The organism is Streptomyces sp. NBC_01216 (assembly GCF_035994945.1).
Classification (GTDB): Bacteria; Actinomycetota; Actinomycetes; order Streptomycetales; family Streptomycetaceae; genus Streptomyces.
In genome coordinates this window covers 5,473,043-5,494,446 of sequence record NZ_CP108677.1, presented here as the reverse complement: position 1 = coordinate 5,494,446, position 21,404 = coordinate 5,473,043, and the positions used below count along the sequence as shown (strand labels likewise).

Sequence of the window (21,404 nt, the reverse complement as noted above, 5' to 3'; positions counted from 1 at the left end):
ACCGGTACGGCGCGGATCATGGGCTACCATCACCGGCATGTTCGCGCAGACGCCCCGTGACTGGTGGTGGACCGCTCATCCGGCGGCCCACTGACTGCGCGTACCCGAACACGCGAAGGCCGCCCGAGGGGCGGCCTTCCTCTGTTTTCCGGGCCGTTCCTCTCCGCTCCACGGAAGGAACGACGAACCGCATGGACCTCTCCCGTCTCCTGGACGACTCCTGTCCCCCGTTCGCACTGCTGCGCCGGCGCGCCCCGGGCCGCGACCACGACACGGTGGAGGTGCTGATCGGCGCGGTGCGCGAGGCCGAACGGCTCGCCGACCTGCCCGTCGGCACGCTGCCGACCCTCGCCCTGGTGCCGTTCCGGCAGATCCGCGAGCGCGGGTTCGAGGTGCGCGACGACGGCACACCGCTGGCGTACCTGGTCGCCGAGGAGGCGTACGAGCTGCCGCTCGACGAGGCGATGGAGCGGCTGCCCGCCCACGCGGTGCGGGTGGAGGGCGGCGGCTTCGACGTGCCGGACGCGGTGTACGCGGAGACGGTGCGCCGGGTCGTCGACGAGGAGATCGGCTCGGGCGAGGGTGCCAACTTCGTCATCCGCCGTACCTTCACCGGCGAGATCCCGGGCTTCGGCCGCGCCGACGCCCTCGCGCTGTTCCGGCGGCTGCTGGCGGGCGAGCGGGGCGCGTACTGGACCTTCGTCGTGCACACCGGGTCCCGCACGCTGGTGGGCGCGAGCCCGGAGGCGCACGTCCGGATGTCCGGCGGCACGGTCGTGATGAACCCGATCAGCGGCACCTACCGGTACCCGGCCGGGTCCGCGCCGACCCCCGAGGACCTGCTGGCCTTCCTCGCCGACCGGAAGGAGGCCGAGGAGCTCTCCATGGTGGTCGACGAGGAGCTGAAGATGATGTGCACGGTCGGCGACCGGGGCGGAGTGGTGATCGGCCCCCGCCTCAAGGAGATGGCGCATCTCGCTCATACGGAGTACGAACTGCGCGGCCGGTCCTCCCTCGACGTGCGGGAGGTCCTGCGGGAGACCATGTTCGCGGCGACCGTCACCGGTTCGCCGGTGCAGAACGCATGCCGGGTCATCAAGCGCCACGAGGCCGGAGGCCGGGGCTACTACGCGGGCGCCCTGGCACTGCTGCGCACGGACCGGAACGGGGCGCAGACACTGGACTCCCCCATCCTGATCCGGACCGCCGACATCTCCGCCGAAGGCCGGCTGCGGGTGCCGGTGGGCGCGACGCTGGTGCGCCACTCCGACCCCGCGGGCGAGGTCGCCGAGACCCACGCCAAGGCGGCGGGCGTGCTGACCGCCCTCGGGGTGCGGGAGGGGCGGCCCCGCGAGGACGTACCCCGGGCGCCGCGGCCGGCCGACGACCCCCGGGTGCGGGCCGCCCTGGACGCGCGGCGTGCCGACCTCGCGCCCTTCTGGCTGAAGATGCGGGACGGGGCGGCCCCGGCCCGGGGAACGGTCGCGGCGCTGACGGGCCAGGTGCTGGTCATCGACGCGGAGGACACCTTCACGGCGATGCTCGCCCATCTGCTGCGCTCTTCCGGACCGGAGGTCTCGGTGGTCCGCTACGACGAGCCGGGGCTGCGGGAGCTGGCGCTCGGCCACGACGGACCCGTGGTGCTCGGCCCCGGACCGGGCGACCCGGGGGACGCGGGCGATCCGAAGATGCGGTTCCTCCGACGGCTGACCGCCGACCTCGTGCGGGACCACCGGCACGGGCTGCTCGGCGTCTGCCTGGGCCACGAGCTGATCGCGGCGGAGCTGGGCCTGGAGATCGTGCGCAAGCGCACCCCGTTCCAGGGGGCGCAGCTCCGGATCGACCTGTTCGGGCAGGAACGGACGGTCGGCTTCTACAACAGCTTCACGGCCCGGTGCGACGACCGCGCGGCCACCGAACTGGCGCTGCACCGGATCGAGGTCAGCCGGGACCCGGTGACGGACGAGGTGCACGCGCTGCGCGGGCCGGGCTTCGCGGGGGTGCAGTTCCATCCGGAGTCGGTCCTGACCCGGGAGGGGGCCGCGCTCACCGCGTCCCTGCTGGCGGGGGTCCTGGTGTAGGTCCCGCCGGGGCCGCTTCCCGGGGCGGTGCCGGGCACCTCCGGGTCAGGACTCCGCCGGCACCAGGACGTTCTCGCTGCGCCGGCCCTCGATGTGGTCGAGGACGTTCCGGAGGGTCGTGTCGATGATCTGGCCGACCGCGTCGACGGTGTAGTACGCCTGATGGGAGGTGACCACGACGTTGGGGAAGGTCATCAGCCTCGCCAGGACGTCGTCCTGGACGGCCTCCAGCGACTTGTCGAGGAAGAAGAGCCCGGCCTCCGCCTCGTAGACGTCCAGGCCCACCCCGGCGAAGCGGCCGGCGCGCAGTTCGGCGACGAGGGCCTCGGTGTCGATCAGTCCGCCGCGGCTGGAGTTCACCAGCAGCACGTCGTCCTTCATCGCCTTGAGCGCGGCGGCGTCGATGAGCCGGTGGGTGCTGGGCAGCAGCGGGACGTGCAGGCTGATCAGGTCGGCCTCGGCGAAGATCCGCTCCTTCTCGACGTAGGTCATGCCGAGCGCCAGGCAGGCCGGGTTCTCGGCGAGGTCCCAGCCGAGCAGGTTCATGCCGTAGCCGTGGGCGATCCGGGTGAATGCCTCGCCGATCTTCCCGGTGCCGAGGACACCCACCGTACGGCCGCGCAGGTCCCGGCCCATGAGACCGTCGAGCCGGAAGTCGAAGTCCCGGGTCCGGTTGGAGGCGCGGACGATCCGGCGGTTGACGGCCGTCGCCAGCGTCCAGGCGAACTCCGCGACGGAATAGGGCGAGTAGTACGAGACGCGGGCGATGGTGAAGCCGAGGCGGGCCGCGACGTCGAGGTCGATGTTGTTGAAGCCCGTGGAGCGCTGGGCGATCATCCGGGTCCCGCCGGCGTGGAGGGTGCGCAGCACCCGGGCGCCGAGGTCCGCGTTGACGCTGCTGGAGACGACCTCGTAGCCGGCCGCGATGGGCGCGGTGTCCTCGGTGAGGAACACCTCCAGGCAGCGGACGTCATGGTGGCCCTCGAATGCCTTCTCCATCATCGGCTTCTCGTCCGCCTGCACGCCGAACGCCAGGATTTCCACGGAGCCCCTCCGAGAGTGTGCCGGAATTGTCTGGTCCCGGCGAATATACGGCCCGTGGGGGCGGTCGGCGTGGTGGACGGCTCCTCGCCCCCGGCCTCGCCGGGGGCGTCACCGCACCCGTCAGGCGTCGTCGAGGCCGCGCTCGATGGCGTAGCGGACGAGTTCCACACGGTTGTGCAGCTGGAGTTTGCCCAGAGTGTTCTGGACGTGGTTCTGCACGGTGCGGTGGGAGATGACCAGGCGTTCGGCGATCTGCTTGTAGCCCAGTCCCTTGGCGACCAGGCGCAGCACCTCGGTCTCGCGCTCCGTGAGCTGTGGCGCCTTCGGTTCGTCGACGCCGGTGGCCGGCTCGGGCTCGGAGGCCAGCCGGCGGTACTCGCCGAGGACCAGCCCCGCCAGCCCCGGGGTGAAGACGGGGTCGCCGACGGCCGTCCGGCGGACCGCGTCGATCAGTTCGGCGGTGCTGGCGGACTTGAGCAGATAGCCGGTGGCGCCGGACTTGACCGCTTCCAGGACGTCGGCGTGCTCGCCGCTCGCGGAGAGCACCAGGACCCGCAGGGCCGGGTCGGCTCCGACGAGCTCCTTGCAGACCTGGACGCCGGGCTTGGCCGGCAGGTTCAGGTCGAGGACGAGGACGTCCGGCCCGACGGCCGTGGCGCGGCGTACGGCCTGCTCGCCGTCGCCGGCCGTGGCGACCACGTCCAGACCGGCCTCCGAGAGGTCCCGGGCGACGGCGTCGCGCCACATCGGATGGTCGTCCACGACCATCACCCGGACCGGCCGGTCGTCCGCCGTCCGTCGCTCCTCGTGCGTCCGCTGCTCGCTCATCTATCCGCTCGCCTTCCCCCGCGGGTCCCGCTCCCGCGGGACCTTCAGTTCCACTTCCGTGCCCTGGCCCGGTACCGAGATCAGCTCGGCCGTGCCGCCGAGATCGCGCAGCCTGCCCCTGATGGACAGGGCGACGCCCATCCGGCCCTCGCCCTCCGCCTGGTCGAGCCGCCCCTCCGGAATGCCGGGTCCGTCGTCCCGGACCGTGACGATCACCTCGTCGGTCCAGTCCTCGACCAGGATCCACGCGCGCGCGTCCGTGCCCGCGTGGACCCGGACGTTGTCCAGGGCGGCGAAGACCGCGGCCGTCAGCTCCCGGGCGGCGGCCGGTGCCAGCAGGACCGGGACGCCCGGCTCGGAGAGCGTGACCCGCGCCCCCGCCCGGGGCACGAGCAGGCCGCGCAGGTCGACCGGGGCGTCGTCGTCCGGTTCCTCGACGAAGCGGACCACCGCGCCCTCGGACTCGTCCTCCGAGACCAGCGAGGGCCGGGTGAGCCCGCCGGCGACCAGGGTGCGCAGGGCGACCTCCTGTTCGCCCGCCATCCGGCCCAGCTCGGCGGCCTCGCCGCCCAGCGCCGTCCCGCGCCGCTGCACCATCGCCAGCACCTGCAGGACGCTGTCGTGGATGTCCCGGGCCAGCCGCTCGCGTTCGCGGGTGGCCGCCTCGATCTCCAGGGCGCGGGCCAGGGTGCGTTCGGAGGCGCGGGCGACCTCGACGACGTAGCCGATCGCGATGGACGCGACCCACACGAGGAGGACGTTGTGAAGGGTGTCCCGGCTGGGGCTGCCGCGCTCGACGAGGTTGGCGACGGCCACCAGCGAGGACGCGAAGCCGGCCCAGCGCCAGCCGCCCTTGATCGCGTACGCGAGGACGGCACCGGCGGTCCATATCGACGGCAGCGTGGGGCCGTCCTGGGTCCGGGCCTGCGCGTCGGCGAGCGGGGTGAGCAGGATGCCGACGAGGGCGATCGCGAGGTCGGCGACGAGGAAGCCCCGGGTGCAGCTGACCGCGTTCGCCACCTTCGGCAGCGTGGCCAGGGTCCACACGCAGATCACGGCGAGGAACACGACGGCCACCGCCGGGCGTTCGTAGCGTTCCTGGGAGAAGACGAAGATCAGTACCGCGTAGACCATCGTCAGGACGCGGTAGGCGGTGAGCGCGCGCCACAGCGGCTGCTCGACCGACATGCGCACGACACGCTCGCGCCTGGCCATCTCCCCACCCCCAAAGGCCCACCCCGCGGAGGGCTACGCGCCGGACTCTTCCCGTGCCGCGATCTCGGCCTTCACGGCCTCCTTCGCGGCCTTCTCGGCCTCCGCGATCTGCCGCTTGGCGGCGGTCGCGTAGATGTCGACGTACTCCTGGCCGGACAGCTTCATGATCTCGTACATGACCTCGTCGGTCACCGAGCGGAGGATGAAACGGTCCCCCTCCATGCCCTGGTACCGGCTGAAGTCCAGCGGCTCGCCGATCCGGATGCCGGGGCGCATGAGCTTGGGAACGACCTTGCCGGGCGGCTGGATCTTCTCGGTGTCGATCATCGCGACCGGGATGACGGGCGCGCCGGTGGCCAGGGCCACCCGGGCGAGACCGCCGGGCTTGCCGCGGTACAGCCGGCCGTCGGGCGAGCGGGTGCCCTCCGGGTAGATGCCGAAGAGGCCGCCCTGTTCGATGACCTCGATCCCGGCCTTGACGGCCGCCTCGCCCGCGCCGCGCGCGCCGGACCGGTCCACCGGAAGCTGGCCGACGCCCTTGAAGAAGGCGGCGGTGAGCTTGCCCTTCACTCCGGGCGAGGTGAAGTACTCGGCCTTGGCGATGAAGGTGACCTTGCGGTCCAGGACGGCCGGCAGGAAGAAGGAGTCGGAGAACGACAGATGGTTGCTCGCGAGGATCGCCGGCCCCTCGGCGGGAATGTTCTCGAGGCCCTCCACCCAGGGCCTGAAGGCGAGCTTCAGTGACCCTCCGATGGAGAACTTCATTGCGCCGTAGATCAACTCGGGTACCTTCCGTGTGCTGTGGGACAGACCTTATCCCGTACGGCGCGGGGGGAGCCGCGACGGGCTCGGCACCTTCGTGCGAACGGCCCTGGTCGGTGTCCGCCCGGTCGCGTACGGTGAAGGTCCTTCCCCTTTTTGTCGTCGCTTCGCCGAACCCACGAACAGGAGACCCCCGTGCCGGTCCTTCCTGGAGCTGAGCCGTACCGCCACGAGGGCGGAGAGGTCGGCGTCCTCCTCTGTCACGGTTTCACCGGTTCCCCGCAGTCGCTGCGCCCCTGGGCCGAGTACCTGGCCGAGCGCGGGCTGACCGTGTCGCTGCCCCTGCTGCCCGGGCACGGCACCCGCTGGGAGGACATGCAGCTCACCACCTGGCACGACTGGTACGCGGAGGTGGACCGCGCCCTGGAGGAGCTGCTCGCGCGCTGCGCGAAGGTCTTCGTCTTCGGCCTCTCCATGGGCGGGGCGCTGACCCTGCGGCTGGCCGCCCGGCACGGGGACGCGGTCCGCGGGATCGTCCTCGTGAACCCGGGCAACAAGGTGCACGGGCTGGCGGCGCACGCCCTGCCGGTGGCCCGGCACCTGGTCGCCTCGACCAAGGGCATCGCCAGCGACATCGCCAAGGAGGGCGTGACCGAGGTCGGCTACGACCGGGTGCCGCTGCACGCGGCGCATTCGCTGCGGCGCTTCTTCCAGGTCGTCGACGCGGAGCTGCCGCAGGTCACGCAGCCGCTGCTGCTCCTGCACAGTCCCCAGGACCACGTGGTGCCGCCGGCCGACTCGGCGCGGGTGCTGAGCCGGGTCTCCTCCACGGACGTGACGGAGATCCTGCTGGAACAGAGTTACCACGTCGCGACGTTGGACCATGACGCGGAGCGGATCTTCGAGGAGAGCCTGGCGTTCGTGGGCCGGCTCGCTCCGCTGGCGACCGAGACGAAGGGGAACACGAGCGGTGGCTGAGCAGCAGGACGGCGAGCGCGAGCCGCAGCCCATCGACGAGGAGGCGGCCTGGGCCGCGATCGTCGCCGGGTACGGCGAGGAGCCCGCGGACCCGCCGGGGGCCCGGCCCTTCCGGTCGGTGGAGGACCTCGCGCTCCCGGAGGACGACGGGAACGAGGACGACGACGAGGACCACGAGGGTCCGGCCGCCGACCCGGGAAAGCCGGGGAAGCCGGAGAAGCCCGCCCTCGGCAGCTCGATCGTGTTCGCCCCCGGGGTGGGGGCCGGCCCGCGGGACTACGCGGTCGCGGACCCGGACGCGGAGGACGCCCGCGACACCGACGCCCGCGGCGCTGACGACGACGGCGACGGTGACGAGGGGCACTTCGTCCCGCCGGAGCCGCCGCCGCTGCCGGAGGCCGACGCGACCACCAAGTTCGCCTGGCTCGGCGTGGTGGGCGGCCCGGTCCTGATGCTGCTCGCGGTGGTGCTGCGGTGGGACATGACGTGGTGGCTGACCACGGTCTGCGTCGGCGGTTTCCTGGGCGGCTTCGCGACCCTGGTGGCGCGGATGCGGCAGGACGACGACGAGGACGGGTACGACGATCCGGGACGCGGCGCGGTCGTGTAGCGGACGGTGGGGCGCATGGCCGCGGCCGGTTCCCGGTCAGCCGGCCGCCGGGACGCGGACCGCCGCCAGCACCGGGAGGTGGTCCGTGGCCGCCGCCAGATCGGACGCCGGCAGCCCGGTCGGAACACCGCAGCCGAGGAACTCCACGCCGGGAGTGGCCAGGATCGCGTCGATGCGCTGATGCGGATCGGCCGGCGTCGAGGTGTACTCGCCGCCCCAGGGGCTGACCGCCCAGCCGTCCTGGAGCGCCGCGGCCAGGCGGCGGAAACCGCGGCCGTCCGGACGTTCGTTGAGGTCGCCACCGACGATCACGTGCGGCACGCCGAGCGTGGCCACCCGGTCCAACAGCATCCCGGCCTGGCCGTACCGCTCCTCCTCCCGCAGGCTCAGATGGCAGCTGATCACCCCGACCCTGGCGCCGCCGAAGCGGACGACGGCGGTGGCGAGGCCCCGCCGGTGCAGTCCGGGGGTGAGCGGCAGCAGCACGTCCTCGGTGCGTTCCACGGTGGCCCGCAGCGAGCACATCAGCAGGGGGCCGGCGGCCGTGGCCCCGCCCCCGAGGACGACCAGCTCACTCTTGGCGGCGAGCCGGGCGGCGTGCTTGCGCCAGCGGAAGAAGCGCGGCGCCTCCTGGACGAGGACGAGGTCGGGGGCGCAGGCCCGGATGACGCGGGCGAGGGCGTCCTCGTCGTCGCGCAGGGACCGGATGTTGTAGCCGAGGACCCGGACGACGGCCGAACCGTCCGCCTCGGTACGGGAGTCGGGCAGCTCGCGGATCGCCATGGCCAGCAAGATACGACACCGCCCGTCGCGTCCCCTGGGGACGCGACGGGCGGTGGTGTGACGGTGTGCCGACCGGACCGCGGCGGTGGTGGTCAGCCCTGGCGGGCCAGGTCGGCGGCTCCGACCAGACCGGCCTTGTTGCCCAGCCGGGCCGCGAGGACCTGGGCGTGCGGGCGCCACCGGCCGCCGATCAGCCAGCGACGGAAGGACTTCCGGATCGGGTCGAGCACCAGGTCGCCCTCGTCCGAGACGCCGCCGCCGACGATGAACGCCGAGGGGTCGAACAGCGAGGCCAGGTCCGCCAGGCCGGCGCCGGCCCAACGGGCCAGCTCGCGGAAGGAGTCCACGGCCACCTTGTCACCCTGGCGGGCCGCGGCGCTGACGTGCTTGCCCTCGATGCCCTCGGGCGTACCGTCGCCGAGGCCCAGCAGGATCTCCGCGTGCTCCGGGGTCGCGTTGGCGCGCTGCCGGGCGTACCGGACGAGCGCGCGCCCGGAGGCGTACTGCTCCCAGCATCCCTGGCTGCCGCAGCCGCACAGCAGACCGTCCGGGACGACCCGGATGTGCCCGAACTCGGCGGCGACGCCGAAGCGTCCCCGGCGCAGCTTGTTGCCGATGATGATGCCGCCGCCGAGGCCCGTGCCGAGCGTGATGCAGATGACGTCCTCGTGGCCCTGCCCGGCGCCGAAGCGGTACTCGCCCCAGGCCGCGGCGTTCGCGTCGTTCTCGACCACGACCGGCAGACCCACCCGCTGCTCGACCTTGTCCTTCAGCGGCTCGTGCCGCCAGTCGATGTTCGGCGCGAAGAGGACGGTGGCGCGCTTGTCGTCGACATAGCCCGCGGCACCGATGCCCACAGCCTCGATCCGGTGTCCCTTGCCGGCCTCCGAGACGGCCGCGGCGATCGCGTCGACGATGCCTTCGGGAGTCGGCGGGGTGGGCACCTTGTGCGTGTCGAGGATGTTGCCCTCCTCGTCGACCACGCCGGCCGCGATCTTCGTGCCGCCGATGTCGACGCCGATGGTGAGTCCCATATGTCCCTCAGTTTCGGTCGAGCCCCGCTAAGGCCAACCGTACCCGAGGGGACCGGTCGTCCTGGTCAGTCCAGGTCGATCCGCTGCCCGGTTCCGGGTCCGTCGTCGTCCTTGCGGGGTTCGTCCTCGCGGGGTTCGTCCCTGCGGGCCTCGCGGGTTCCGTCCTCACGGGCGTGCTCCCCACCGAGATCGTCCGCGTGCCGGTCGTCGTCACGCGTCCAGCGGGTCTCGTGGCCTTCGACCGCCGAGCGGTAGGCGGCGAGAAGTTCGCCGCCGGCCGCCGCGAGGTGCTCGAAGACCCGTGGGTTGCGTTCGATGACCGGCTCGACGGCGGCCTTCGCCTGGTCGACGAACTGCTGCACGGTTCCCTGCGCGGCCATGCCCGCCAGCGGGCCCCGCAGCGAGGAGACCTTGTCGGCGACGGCGTCGAAGAGCCTGCGGAACTCCTCGGCCGCGGAGCCGGGCTCCTCACCGCTCCGCGCGCGGCGGCGGGCCTTCTCCGCCTCCAGGTCCTCGGCGCATGCCCGGGCCCAGGCGTCCGAATCGCTCATGGCGTACTCCTTAGGGCTTCTACCGTCGACGGTACACGCCGTCAGGGGGTTCGCGGCCAGAGACCGGGGTCCGGCGTGAAGCGGACCCGCAGGTCCCCCTCGACGAGACCGGCGCCCGTGACGGTGCAGCGGCGCAGCGCGGCGGGCAGGGCCAGGGCATGACGGAACGGGCCGACGGTGAGGAGGAGTTCGTCGCCGCGGCGGACGAGCGAGACGTCGTCCTTGACCGCGCAGGGCAGCGGCAGGTGCCAGACGAGGACGCCGTCCTGTTCGCGGCGGTCCTCGACGGTCCGTCCGGGAGGGGCGACGGCGGGCGCCTGGTGCCGGACGGCTCCGAGGAGGGCGAGGTCCTCGGGCCCCCGGGGGGCACGGCCGAGGTGCGGGAGCGGATGGACGGACCCGTACGCCTCGCGCAGCCGGGCCAGGTGGTCGTGCTGCCGGGCGGCGAGTCCGGCGAGCCAGGGGTCGCCGGACTCGGCGGGCAGCATCCGGTTGGCGACGACGAGGTCGAGGGCGACGCCCTGCAGGGCGAGGCCGAGCCGGGCGGTGCGCAGGGCCTCGTCGGCGGCCGGGCCGGGTTCGACGACCAGCCGGACGGTGGTGTCCGGGGCGTCGACGACGGCCTGGACGGCCGCGAGTTCGGTCTCCCAGCGGGCGGTGGACTCATAGAGCCACTGCGCGGGCATCGGGACGCCGGCGAGCTGGGCCAGCAGGGGCCGCAGGGCGCGGGCGGCCTGCCGTTCGGGCGGCAGGAGGCGCCGCAGATAGCGGCGGAGCTGGACCGGCAGCGCGAGCAGGGCGAGCGCGTCGCGCAGGACCGGCATGTCGACGACGACGAGGTCGTGGTCCCCGGCCGCGGCGTCCCGCAGCGCGCGGAGCTGGGCGAACGAGCGGCTGCCGGGCAGCTCGGTCAGCTCGGCCTCCTCGAAGGGCGCCGCGCCGAGCAGGTCGAAGGCGGTGCCGGCGCGGCTCTGGATGGCCAGGAACTCGCGGCGGAATCCGGCGCCGGTCTCGGGGCGGAGGACCGTCAGGGAGCCGGGCAGCTCTCCGTCGTCGAGCACCGTCCCGGTGCCGCCGTCCGCCGCGAGGAGCAGCACGCGACGGCCGGCCCATGCCTCGACGAGGGCGGTCGCCGCGGCGACGGTGGTACGCCCGGCGCCGCCGGGGCCGGTGACAAGGATGATCCGCATGCGGTGACGGTACCGGGGCACGGGCCGCGGCCCGGTCCTCGGGGCGGCCGGCGCCGGGCGGCGGGGCTACGCGCCCGACTCGACGCGCTTCTTCAGTCCGGCCAGCGCGCGGTCGATGATGACCTTCTCCGCCTTGCGCTTGATCATGCCCAGCATCGGGATCTTGACGTCGACGGTCAACTGGTAGGTGACCTCGGTGCGGGCGCCGCCGGCCGCCGGGGCCAGCCGGTAGGAGCCGTCGAGGGCGCGCAGCATCTGGGACTTGACCAGCGTCCAGCTGACCTCGCCGTCACCGGTCCAGGTGTACGCGAGGGTGTGGTCGTCCTTGATCGCCCCGGCGTCCAGCAGGAGGCGGACCTTCTCGGCGCGGCCGGCCGGGTCGGTCTCCAGGACCTCGGCCTCCTTCACCTCGCCCGTCCACTCCGGGTAGCGGGCGAAGTCGGCGATCACGCCCATGACGTCGGCCGGCGCCGCCTCGATGGTGATGCTCGAGCTGGTGTGTTCGGCCATCGCGGTGGCTCCTCCACTGTGCGGTCCGGCGGAAGTCGAAGGGCACTGGCGTGCCGACCCGAAGGCTATACCGCCCCCGGCGCCCGCCCCGCACCGCTCACCACTCCAGCGCCCACGGCCTGCCCGTCGAGGCGAAGTGGCCCACGTTGACGCACTCGGTGGCCCCGATCCGCATACGGCGCACGAGTGGCTGGTGGACGTGCCCGAAGAGCGCGTACCGGGGGCGGGTGCGGCGGATCGCGGCCAGCAGCGCCCGGCTGCCGCGCTCGAAGCGCCGCGGGACGGTGTCGTAGGTCAGTTCCGGCACGTCGGGCGGGATGTGGCTGCAGAGCACGTCGACCTCCCCGAGGGCCTCGACCTTCGCCGCGTACTCCTCGTCGGACACCTCGTACGGCGTCCGCATGGGGGTGCGCAGCCCGCCGCCGACGAAGCCGAAGACGAGGCCGCCGATCTCGGTCCGCGCGCCGTCGAGGACGGTGGTGCCCGGACGCGCGTACTCGCTCCACAGGCCGGGGATGTCGACGTTCCCGTAGGTGGCGTAGGTGGGGGTGGGGAAGGCCGCGAACAGCTCCGCGTACTGGCGGCGCACCGCGGACTCGATGGCCGTGTCGCGGTCCACGTCGAGCGCGGACCAGAGCCGCCGCCCCAGGTCACGGGCCTCGTCGAAGCGACGCTCGGTGCGCAGCGAGACCAGCAGATCGGCGTTCTCCACCCCGAAGAGGTCGGGGAAGATCCCGCGGCTGTGATCGGCGTAGTCGAGGAAGAGCACCAGGTCACCCAGGCAGATCAGGGCGTCCGCGCCGTCCCCCGCCCGGGCGAGGGCGGTGGCGTTTCCGTGCACGTCACTGACCACGTGAACTCTCATGCCTGACATGGAATTCACCATAGAGCCTGTCGGACCTGCGGTTACTTCCGAGTCGTCGACGGTGTGGATTACTGTGCGCGAAGCACCGCCACACATATGTGACGCACCGAACATCTGACCGGGACCCCCTATCGGGAACCGAGTACTGGTGGGTAACGTCCGAGCAGTCCAGTCGTGCTCACCCCCACTGAGCACCCCTGCCCGATCTTGGACCGCACCGGTGCATCACACAGAGCCGTGGCGCCGGCGCCCGATGAGGAGCAGCAGTCTTGCGCGAGTTCAGCCTTCCGGCCCTGTACGAGGTCCCCACGGACGGCAACCTGACGGATCTCATCCGCCGCAACGCCTCTCAGCACCCCGATGTCGCCGTGATGGGGCGCAAGGTGGCCGGCGTCTGGACGGACGTCACCGCCGAGCAGTTCCTCACCGAGGTCCGTGGCGTCGCCAAGGGGCTCGTCGCCTCCGGTGTCGAGCCGGGCGACCGGGTGGCCCTGCTCTCCAGGACCCGCTACGAGTGGGTCCTGTTCGACTTCGCGATCTGGAGCGCCGGCGCGGTGACCGTGCCGGTGTACGAGACCAGCTCACCGGAGCAGATCCAGTGGATCCTCGGTGACTCGGGTGCCTCGCTGGCCCTGGTGGAGTCCGCGGCCCACGCGGAGTCGGTGGCCTCCGTCCGGGACGACCTGCCGGCTCTGAAGGGCGTGCGGCAGATCGAGGACGACGCCGTCGCCCGGCTCACGGAGGACGGCGCCGGGGTGTCCGACGCGCTGCTCGACGAGCGGATGTCGGCGGCGAACGCGGACGACCCGGCGACGATCGTCTACACCTCCGGCACCACCGGCCGCCCCAAGGGATGCGTGCTGACCCACCGGGCGTTCTTCGCCGAGTGCGGCAACGTGGTGGAGCGCCTGAAGCCGCTCTTCCGCACCGGCGAGTGTTCGGTCCTGCTGTTCCTGCCCGCCGCGCACGTCTTCGGGCGCCTGGTCGAGGTCGCCTCCGTGATGGCGCCGATCAAGCTGGGCTGCGTCCCGGACATCAAGAACCTCACTGACGAACTGGCGGCCTTCCGGCCGACGCTGATCCTCGGTGTGCCGCGTGTCTTCGAGAAGGTCTACAACTCGGCGCGCGCCAAGGCCCAGGCCGAGGGCAAGGGCAGGATCTTCGACAGGGCCGCGCACACGGCGATCGCGTACAGCCGTGCGATCGGCACCCCGCAGGGCCCCTCCCTGGGCCTGCGGATCAAGCACAGGATCTTCGACAAGCTGGTCTTCTCCAAGCTGCGCGCCGTCCTCGGCGGGCGCGGCGAGTACGCGATCTCCGGCGGGGCGCCGCTGGGCGAGCGGCTGGGGCACTTCTTCCGCGGCATCGGCTTCACCGTGCTGGAGGGCTACGGTCTGACCGAGTCGTGCGCCGCCACCGCCTTCAACCCGTGGGACCGGCAGAAGATCGGCACGGTGGGCCAGCCGCTGCCCGGCTCGGTGGTGCGGATCGCCGACGACGGCGAGGTGTTGCTGCACGGCGAGCACCTCTTCGGCGGCTACTGGCAGAACGAGACGGCGACCGCCGAGGCGCTGACCGACGGCTGGTTCCACACCGGTGACATCGGCACGCTCGACGAGGACGGCTACCTCGCGATCACCGGCCGGAAGAAGGAGATCCTGGTGACGGCGGGCGGCAAGAACGTCGCCCCGGCCGTCATCGAGGACCGGATCCGTGCCCACGCGCTGGTCGCGGAGTGCATGGTCGTCGGCGACGGACGCCCGTTCGTGGGCGCGCTGGTCACCCTGGACGAGGAGTTCCTGAGCCGCTGGGCCGTCGACCACGGCAAGCCCGCGGACTCGACGGCCGCCTCGTTGCGGGAGGACGCGGACCTGCTGGCCGAGGTCCAGCGCGCGGTGGACGACGGCAACGCGGCGGTGTCCAAGGCCGAGTCGGTCCGGAAGTTCCGCGTCCTGAAGGCGCAGTTCACCGAGGAGGCGGGACACATCACCCCGTCGCTGAAGCTGAAGCGCAACATGGTGGCGAAGGACTTCGCCGACGAGATCGAGTCGCTCTACCACGCGTGACGTACGCTCGGCACGCCCCCGGCGGAACCCGCTTCGCGGACCCGGCGGGGGCGTTCTCGCGTGCCGGGACGGGCCCGGCCGAGGAAACACAGGAGGAGCAGGTTCACATGCGGCTCAAGCGCACCGCCGTCCTGGGCGCGGCCCTCACCGCGCTGGTCACGGTCTCGGGCTGTGGCAGTGCCTGGGGGGAGGACGCGGGCCTGCCGAAGGCGGGGGACATGGCGGCGCTCGAACGGCTCGTCGGGCAGCACACCATGTGCAGCGACCTGCGGACCGGCGTCGACGGCGCCCTGAGCCGGGAGTCCGCGGACCCCGCGTGGGGCATCGAGGCACGCGCGGTGTGCGGGAACGACAGCCGGGACACCCTGACGCTGCTGTCGGTGTCGGACATGGAGAAGTTCCAGAAGGCGAACAAGAAGGCCGCGGCCGAGGGGGCGGGGGGCCGCTTCCTCCTCGGACAGGACTTCGCCCTCGCGGCGGACGACACGGCGGTGGCCGAGGAGTTGAAGCGCTCCGGCGTCCTGCTCTTCACCTGCGAGAAGGACTTCGTGGTGCCGGACGGCTACCGCCGGGAGAAGCTCCTGGTGGACGGCTGCGCGCTCACCGACTACCTGCCCGTCTGACCGCCCCGAACCCCGGCCGGGCCGCGGTTCCCGGCCGGGGTTCGGGGCGGCCCTCAGAGCAGTTCCCTCAGGCGCTCGGCGAGCAGGTCCCAGCGCCAGCGGTCCTCGACCCACCGACGGCCCCGCTCGCCCATACGGCGGGACAGTTCCGGGTCGAGGAGGAGCGTCGCGACGCGGTCCGCGGACTCCTCGGGGTCTCCGCCGCGCACGACCCAGCCGGTCTCCCCGTCCAGGACCGCGTCCGGGGCACCGCCGGAGTCGCCCGCGACGACCGGCAGACCGGTGGCCGAAGCCTCCAGGTAGACGATGCCGAGCCCCTCCACGTCGAGCCCGCCGCGGCGCGTGCGGCAGGGCATCGCGAAGACGTCGCCCGCGCCGTAGTGCGCGGGCAGTTCCTCCCACGGGACGGCGCCCGTGAAGCGTACGGAGCCGGCCACGCCGGTCTCCCGCGCGAGCTTGCGCAGATCGTCCTCGTAGGGACCGCCGCCGACGATCAGCAGCACCGCGTCCGGCACCCGGCGCAGGATCTCCGGCATGGCCAGGATCAGCGTGTCCTGGCCCTTGCGCGGCACCAGCCGGGAGACGCAGACGACGACCGGGCGGTCGCTGAGGCCCAGGCGTTCCCGCACCTCCCGGCCGCCCGAGCCCGGATGGAAGGTCTTCTCGTCGACCCCCGGCGGGAGTTGCGCCATCCGACCGGCGGCGGCCGGGGTCAGGGCCGCCGCGATCCGGGAGCGGGTGTACTCGCCGAGGTAGGTGATCGTGTCCGTACCCTCGCCGATCCGCCGCAGCAGCTGCCGGGACGCGGGCAGTTGCGCCCAGCCCGCCTCGTGCCCGTGGGTGGTCGCCACCAGTCGCCGGGCACCGGCCCGGCGCAGCGCGGGCGCCATCAGTCCGAGCGGTGCCGCGGCCCCGAACCACACGGAGGTGCAGCCGTGTTCACGCAGCAGCCCGGCCGCCCGCGCGGTCACGCGGGGGGTGGGCAGCAACATGGTGGTGCGGTCGCGGACCACCGTGAAAGGCTGCTCGGCGTCGAACGCGGCGGTCGCCTCGGCCCCCTCACGGCCCCGCTTCCAGGTGGAGGCGTAGACCACGGTCCGCTCGGGGTCCAGACGCAGCGCCATGTTGTGCAGGAACGCCTGGATTCCGCCGGGACGGGGCGGGAAGTCGTTGGTTACGATCAGGGTCTTGTGCATCGTGGCCGAATGTACAGGGGCCGCACTCCCCGCCCGGCACCACCACCTCCGCACGAGCGGACCGACAGGACGAGGACACGTGGGAATGACGGGCGTACGGGGCGCGTCGCGCCCGGACACGGGTGAGGAACCGCTCCTGGCTCCGGTGGCGGCCAAGGGCACCCCGGCCGGCGGACGGACCGGCGCCCTGCGCGGCCTCCCGCGCCACCCGGTCGCCCTCTGGGGCGTCACCCGGATCGTCCTCCTGCTGTGCGTCTTCAAGGTCGTCACGGTCCCCGGACCGGACGTCACCAGCGACGTCGAACAGATCTACCAGGGGTGGTACGAGGTCCTGAGGTCCGGCACGTACCCGCTGGACGACGTCACCTGGCAGTACCCACCCGCCGCCGCCCTCGCGATCCTCTCCCCCGCGGTCCTGCCGTTCCTGGGGTACGCCGCCGCCTTCTTCGTCCTGGCCTTCCTGTGCGACGCGCTCGTGTTCGGACTTCTGCGGTACGCGGGCGGGCGTCCCGGCCGTTCGCCGCACGGCGCGTGGATCTGGATCGCGGGTGTCCCGCTGCTCGGGCCGACCGCCTACGCCCGGTACGACGTGATGGTCACCGCCGTCGCCGTCGCCGCGCTGCTCACCGGACTGCGCCACCCGCGCCTGCTGGGCGCGCTGGCGGGCTTCGGCGCGACGCTGAAGGTCTGGCCGGCGCTGCTGCTCGCGGGGACCCCGCGCGGCCGGGCCACCTTACGGTCCTGGTGGACGGCGGCGGGCGCGGCGGCCGGGGTGCTGCTCCTGTGCACGCTCGCGGCGCCGGGGGCCCTGGCCTTCCTGACCTTCCAGCGCGACCGGGGAACGGAGGTCGAGTCGCTGGGCGCGCTGGTGTTCCACGTGGGCCGCCACTTCGGCTGGGAGGGCGAGGCCCGGCTGAACTACGGCTCGGTGGAGTTCCTCGGTCCGTACGTCCCCCTGGTCACCCTGGCGGCGAAGGTCCTGTCCGTCGCCGCCTTCGGCTGGCTGGCGTGGTGGCGGATACGAGCCCGCGCGTTCTCCACGACCACCACGGCGGACGCGGCCTTCGTGGCGGTGCTGCTGTTCACCACCACGAGCCGGGTGATCAGTCCGCAGTACATGATCTGGCTGCTCGGCCTGGCGGCGGTCTGCCTGGCCTACCGCGCGAGCGGGATGCGACGGCCGGCACATCTGGTGGTGTGGGCGGCGGCCGTCACACAGTTCGAGTTCCCGGTGTGGTTCACGCACGTGTCGCACAGCGACCCGCTGGGCATCGCCCTGCTGCTCGTCCGCAACGGCCTGCTGGTCGCCGCCTGCCTGAGCGCCTGTCGGGTGCTGTGGCGGCAGACCGTGACGGAGCCGCGCCGCACGCCCCCGACCCTGCCGGCGCAACGGGACCGCCGGAGCGTCGCGCCGCTGCCCTGAAGACCGGCCGGGCCGCGGCCCCCGCGCACGGAGCCGTTCGTACGGCGGGCGGCGCGGCGGGTCGGGTTCAGGCCAGACGCCGGGCCAGGGAGGCGCGCCAGGCCGCGGTGAAGTCACCGGGGCTGGTGTCCAGCACGTCCCGCAGCGCCTTCTCCACCGCTCCGTCCCGGCCCGGGTGCGCGCCCACCTGCCGGTAGAACGCGACGAGCGCGGCCTCTCCCCAGCGTTCGGCGATCAGTTCGCAGGCCAGCCAGCCGCTCTCGTACGCCCTCGCCAGCGCCTCCGGGTCCCCGCCGAAGGCGAAGTCCCCGTCGTCGGGGAGCCGCTGCGGGGCCTGGCCCGCCTGGACCGAGCGCCTCAGCTCGGGCGCCGTCTGGGCGGCCGTGCGCCCGGTGCCCCGGTAGGCGGCCCAGTCGGCGAACCCCTCCGAGAGCCAGACCGGAGTGGAGGCCGAGGTGTGCGCGCGGGTCGCCACGTGCGTGGTCTCGTGGGTGAGGACCACCTGGCGGCCGAAGTCCCCGAGCACCCCGTACGCCTCCGGGTTCACGATCACCCGGTCCGCGGGGGCGTCCGGTCCGCCACCGGCCTCGCCGGTCGTGACGGCCGCCATGCCCCGGTAGGACGTCCCCGGCGCGCCGAGCAGCCCGCCCATCGCCTCCAGCGTGGCCGGGACGAGGACGACCACCCGGTCCGCCCAGGCGTCCGGCCAGACCGCCGACACCACGGGCACCGCCCGGTCCGCCGCCGCCGCGACCTCGCGCAGCCGCTCCTGTGTCTGGCCGACGCCGAGGACCAGGCTCCGCTCCCCTCGCACCACCTCCACATCGCCCTGCTGCCAGAGCCGTGGGCCGGCGCCCTCGCCGGGGCGGTCGGCGGTCACGTACCAGCGTCCGTCCCGCTCGGTCAGGTCCAGGACGCGCTCGGTGGTGACCGGCGCGGAGTCGTAGCCGTCGAGCCGGTAGCCGAGGGCGGCGTGTGCCGTGGCCCGGTCCCCGCCCGTCCGGTCCACCTCGGTCACCCGGTACTCCCAGGTGCCGAGCGGGACGTCGGCGAGCCGTTCGAACTCCTGGAGCGCGGACGGCGCGAGCGCGGGGTCGAGGCCGGCGACGAAGGCCGCCTCGTCACGGGCGAGCAGCGCCCTGGCACGCCGGTCCAGGAGGCTCTGGATCTCCCGGACCGCCGGATCGGCCGGTCCGTCGGAGCCGGGCCCCGCGCACCCGGCGAGGGCCAACAGGGTCACCAGCAGACAGACGGCCGTCCGCCGCACCGCTCCACGTCCCTGACCCGCCACGCCTTCGATCGTACGGCCGGTGCCCCGGTGGGGTGTGCGGGCCGGTAGGGGCCGGGTCCGCGGTCAGACCCGGGTCACCGTGGCGTGGGACATCATCCCGACCGGGTCGTACCGCACCCGTGCGCCGGGGTACGGAGCGTGGATCACCTGGCCGTCGCCGGCGTAGATGGCCACATGACTGGCGTCGCCGCGGTAGGTCACCAGATCCCCGGGCCGGGCCTCGGAGAGGGGCACCCGCCGCCCCGCGTTCCGCTGCGCCGAGGATGTCCGCGGCAGGCTGATCCCGGCTTGCCGGTACGACCAGACCATCAGGCCGGAGCAGTCGAAGGCCGACGGCCCCGTCGCGCCCCAGACGTAGGGCTTGCCGAGTGCGGCGCGGGCGGCGAGCACGGCGGCGGCGGCCCGTGAGGAGCCGGGGGCGAGGCCGGCGAGCGACGGCGGGGCCTCCTCGCGGCCGGACCGCGAGGCGCGGGCGGAACCGTCGAACTCGGCCCGCTCGGTCACGCTGAGGGTCCGCAGCACCCGTCGCGCCTCGGCGAGCTTCCGCTCGACCGTGCGCTTGTGCCGGGCGACCCGGGTGCGGCTGCGCTCCAGCTCCGCGAGCAGCCGGGTGGCCTCGGTCCGTTCCTGGTCCAGGCGACGCTGCTCACGCCGGAGCCTGCCGAGCGCGGCGCCCTGACGTGCGGTCGCCCGGTCGAGCACGGAGGCCCGCTCCAGGTAGGAGTCGGGGTCCGAGGAGAGCAGCAGGGCGAGGGCCGGGTCGATGCCGCCGGAGCGGTACTGGGCGCCGGCGACCGTGCCGAGCGCGCCCCGCATGAGGTTGATCCGTTCCTGGCCGCGGGCCACGCTGTCCCGCGCGTGGGAGACGGTCCCGCGCAGGGCGTCCGCCCGCTCATCGGCCTCGTTGTAGACCTCGGTGGCGCGTTCGGCCTCGGCGAGGAGGCGGTCGACCGCGGCCCGGGGTGGCTCCGGGGCGCCGCCCGGGTCAGCGCTCGCGGGAACGGCGCCGAAGGCCGTGGCGGCGGTGGCCGCGGCGGCGGTGAGGACGGTGACCCTCGCGGGTCGGCGGTGGGACGCCACGTGTCGCGCTCCGTTCGGCTTCTACGCAGACTGGCGCGGCAGACAGTAGCCGGTGATCCGCCCCGCTCCAACGAAGCCGCCGGCTACCCAAAGTGACGCCCCGCCGGAGACCACAGGTCACCGGCGGGGCGTCAGGTTCGCCGCGTACGCCGCGAACCACCCGATCGGGCGTCGTGTCGGAGGCTCCGGAAGGAGCCCCGGACGACGGTGTCCGGAGGCGTCAGACGCGCACACCGAACTGGAACGTGCCCATGTAGCTCATCGACTCGTAGCGGACCACGGCGCCGGGCTTGGGGGCGTGCAGGATCGTGTTGTTGCCCGCGTACAGGGCGACGTGCGACAGGTTGTTGAAGAAGACCAGGTCGCCCGGCTTGAGCTGGCTGCGGCCGATCTTCACGCCGTCGTTCTGCTGGGTGTAGGTGGTGCGGGTGAGCGAGACGCCGGCCTGGCGGTAGGCCCACATCGTCAGACCCGAGCAGTCGTACGAGTTGGGGCCCTCGGCTCCGGAGACGTACGGCTTGCCGAGCTGCGTGGCGGCGGCGTTGAGCGCCGCGGCGCCGCGCTGGGAGGCCGGCACCTCGTTGCCGAGGTCGACGCGGTCACCCGCGGCCCGGCTGGCGCGGAGCTCGTCCTGCCGCAGCTTGGCCTTCTCGGCGGCGGTCAGCGTGTTGAGCAGTTTCTGCGCCTCGGCGAGCTTGCCCTGGAATGCCTTCTTCTTCTCGCCGAGGGTCTTGCGGACTTCCTCGAGGTCGCCCAGCTTCGTCGTCGCCTCCGCACGCTGCTGGGCGAGGGTCCGCTGCTTGGCCTGGATCGACTGGAGCACATCGGCCTGCTTGGCACCGAGCTGGTCGATCGCCGACGCCTTGTCGAGGTAGGTGTCCGGGTCGGAGGAGAGGAAGAGCTGGATCGCCGGGTCGATGCCGCCGGAGCGGTACTGGGCGCTGGCGACGGAACCGATGGAGTCGCGGAGGGTGTTGAGCTCCTGCTGACCGCGGGCCACCTTGTCCTGGATCGCCCCGATCTCGTCCTGGAGCTTGCCGCGGCGCTCCTCGGCGAGGTTGTACTGCTCCGTGGCCTCCTCGGCCTCGTGGTGCAGCTTGTCGACCTTCGACTTCACTTCGTCGATCTTCGGCTTCGGAGCCGCCTGGGCGCCGGTCTGGGCCGTGAGTGCGACGGCGGCGGCGGCGGTCGCGGTGAGCACGGTCACACGGGTGCGGCTCGGCTGCTTGGGACGACGGTGGGACGCCACGAAGGCGATCTCCTTCTTCCTCGAG

Annotated in this window: 21 protein-coding genes; 7 read left to right on the top strand and 14 right to left on the bottom strand. The window is 73.1% G+C overall.

Annotation, left to right across the window (positions count from 1 at the left end; all coding sequences use genetic code 11):
* Window positions 1-37 precede the first annotated feature (37 nt).
* Together OG393_RS35520 and OG393_RS24620 are read left to right on the top strand one after the other, a co-directional pair.
* Window positions 38-94, top strand: coding sequence for a trp operon leader peptide (locus tag OG393_RS35520; protein ID WP_362946361.1), 57 nt, complete (start codon window positions 38-40; stop codon window positions 92-94).
* A 97-nt stretch (window positions 95-191) separates the two neighbouring features.
* Window positions 192-2,081 carry an anthranilate synthase family protein gene (locus OG393_RS24620; RefSeq protein ID WP_327376873.1) on the top strand — a complete coding sequence of 630 codons (1,890 nt, stop codon included), beginning with the start codon at window positions 192-194 and terminating at the stop codon, window positions 2,079-2,081.
* 45 nt (window positions 2,082-2,126) lie between these two features.
* On the opposite strand, the gene OG393_RS24615 is transcribed toward OG393_RS24620, so the two are convergent.
* The 4 genes from OG393_RS24615 to OG393_RS24600 form a co-directional block, all read right to left on the bottom strand.
* Window positions 2,127-3,125 carry a 2-hydroxyacid dehydrogenase gene (locus OG393_RS24615; protein WP_327376872.1) on the bottom strand — a complete coding sequence of 333 codons (999 nt, stop codon included), beginning with the start codon at window positions 3,123-3,125 and terminating at the stop codon, window positions 2,127-2,129.
* Window positions 3,126-3,245: 120 nt separating this feature from the next.
* The gene (locus OG393_RS24610; protein WP_327376871.1) at window positions 3,246-3,953 is read right to left on the bottom strand and encodes a response regulator transcription factor; all 708 of its coding nucleotides are present in this window, start codon (window positions 3,951-3,953) and stop codon (window positions 3,246-3,248) included.
* A complete protein-coding gene (gene macS, locus OG393_RS24605; RefSeq protein ID WP_327376870.1) occupies window positions 3,954-5,168 on the bottom strand; it encodes a MacS family sensor histidine kinase in 1,215 nt (404 codons plus the stop codon).
* A 33-nt stretch (window positions 5,169-5,201) separates the two neighbouring features.
* A complete protein-coding gene (locus OG393_RS24600; RefSeq protein ID WP_327378532.1) occupies window positions 5,202-5,933 on the bottom strand; it encodes a lysophospholipid acyltransferase family protein in 732 nt (243 codons plus the stop codon).
* A gap of 192 nt (window positions 5,934-6,125) precedes the next feature.
* Between OG393_RS24600 and OG393_RS24595 the strand changes: the two genes are divergently transcribed.
* Both OG393_RS24595 and OG393_RS24590 read left to right on the top strand, forming a co-directional pair.
* Window positions 6,126-6,908: an alpha/beta hydrolase gene (locus tag OG393_RS24595; RefSeq protein ID WP_327376869.1), complete on the top strand. Its 783-nt coding sequence runs from the start codon at window positions 6,126-6,128 to the stop codon at window positions 6,906-6,908.
* Window positions 6,901-7,518, top strand: coding sequence for a hypothetical protein (locus OG393_RS24590; protein ID WP_327376868.1), 618 nt, complete (start codon window positions 6,901-6,903; stop codon window positions 7,516-7,518). The genes OG393_RS24595 and OG393_RS24590 overlap by 8 nt, the downstream gene beginning before the upstream one ends.
* Before the next feature lie 36 nt (window positions 7,519-7,554).
* On the opposite strand, the gene OG393_RS24585 is transcribed toward OG393_RS24590, so the two are convergent.
* From OG393_RS24585 to OG393_RS24560, 6 genes are all read right to left on the bottom strand, one after another.
* The gene (locus OG393_RS24585; protein ID WP_327376867.1) at window positions 7,555-8,301 is read right to left on the bottom strand and encodes an endonuclease/exonuclease/phosphatase family protein; all 747 of its coding nucleotides are present in this window, start codon (window positions 8,299-8,301) and stop codon (window positions 7,555-7,557) included.
* Window positions 8,302-8,393: 92 nt separating this feature from the next.
* Window positions 8,394-9,335: an ROK family glucokinase gene (locus OG393_RS24580; RefSeq protein ID WP_327376866.1), complete on the bottom strand. Its 942-nt coding sequence runs from the start codon at window positions 9,333-9,335 to the stop codon at window positions 8,394-8,396.
* A gap of 65 nt (window positions 9,336-9,400) precedes the next feature.
* Window positions 9,401-9,886 carry a DUF5304 domain-containing protein gene (locus tag OG393_RS24575; protein WP_327376865.1) on the bottom strand — a complete coding sequence of 162 codons (486 nt, stop codon included), beginning with the start codon at window positions 9,884-9,886 and terminating at the stop codon, window positions 9,401-9,403.
* Window positions 9,887-9,927: 41 nt separating this feature from the next.
* The gene (locus OG393_RS24570) at window positions 9,928-11,076 is read right to left on the bottom strand and encodes an ArsA family ATPase (RefSeq protein ID WP_327376864.1); all 1,149 of its coding nucleotides are present in this window, start codon (window positions 11,074-11,076) and stop codon (window positions 9,928-9,930) included.
* 66 nt (window positions 11,077-11,142) lie between these two features.
* Window positions 11,143-11,586, bottom strand: coding sequence for an SRPBCC family protein (locus tag OG393_RS24565; protein WP_327376863.1), 444 nt, complete (start codon window positions 11,584-11,586; stop codon window positions 11,143-11,145).
* Between the two features lie 97 nt (window positions 11,587-11,683).
* Window positions 11,684-12,451, bottom strand: coding sequence for a metallophosphoesterase family protein (locus OG393_RS24560; RefSeq protein WP_327376862.1), 768 nt, complete (start codon window positions 12,449-12,451; stop codon window positions 11,684-11,686).
* 269 nt (window positions 12,452-12,720) lie between these two features.
* Between OG393_RS24560 and OG393_RS24555 the strand changes: the two genes are divergently transcribed.
* Complete coding sequence (locus tag OG393_RS24555; RefSeq protein ID WP_327376861.1) at window positions 12,721-14,517, top strand: AMP-dependent synthetase/ligase; 1,797 nt, start codon at window positions 12,721-12,723, stop codon at window positions 14,515-14,517.
* Between the two features lie 107 nt (window positions 14,518-14,624).
* Window positions 14,625-15,140 (top strand): hypothetical protein, encoded by a 516-nt coding sequence (locus OG393_RS24550; protein ID WP_327376860.1) that lies wholly within the window; start codon window positions 14,625-14,627, stop codon window positions 15,138-15,140.
* Between the two features lie 53 nt (window positions 15,141-15,193).
* Here the strand turns inward: OG393_RS24550 and OG393_RS24545 are convergent, their stop codons facing one another.
* A complete protein-coding gene (locus tag OG393_RS24545; RefSeq protein WP_327376859.1) occupies window positions 15,194-16,336 on the bottom strand; it encodes a glycosyltransferase family 4 protein in 1,143 nt (380 codons plus the stop codon).
* 85 nt (window positions 16,337-16,421) lie between these two features.
* Here OG393_RS24545 and OG393_RS24540 point away from each other — a divergent pair, with 85 nt between their 5' ends.
* A complete protein-coding gene (locus tag OG393_RS24540; RefSeq protein WP_327376858.1) occupies window positions 16,422-17,759 on the top strand; it encodes a glycosyltransferase family 87 protein in 1,338 nt (445 codons plus the stop codon).
* Between the two features lie 67 nt (window positions 17,760-17,826).
* Here the strand turns inward: OG393_RS24540 and OG393_RS24535 are convergent, their stop codons facing one another.
* The 3 genes from OG393_RS24535 to OG393_RS24525 form a co-directional block, all read right to left on the bottom strand.
* Window positions 17,827-19,050: a hypothetical protein gene (locus OG393_RS24535; protein ID WP_327376857.1), complete on the bottom strand. Its 1,224-nt coding sequence runs from the start codon at window positions 19,048-19,050 to the stop codon at window positions 17,827-17,829.
* A 63-nt stretch (window positions 19,051-19,113) separates the two neighbouring features.
* On the bottom strand, window positions 19,114-20,130 hold the full coding sequence (locus OG393_RS24530) for a C40 family peptidase (protein ID WP_327376856.1): 1,017 nt from the start codon (window positions 20,128-20,130) through the stop codon (window positions 19,114-19,116).
* Between the two features lie 220 nt (window positions 20,131-20,350).
* Entirely contained in the window at window positions 20,351-21,379 is a 1,029-nt protein-coding gene (locus OG393_RS24525) for a C40 family peptidase (RefSeq protein ID WP_327376855.1), read from the bottom strand.
* Between the last annotated feature and the right edge of the window lie 25 nt (window positions 21,380-21,404).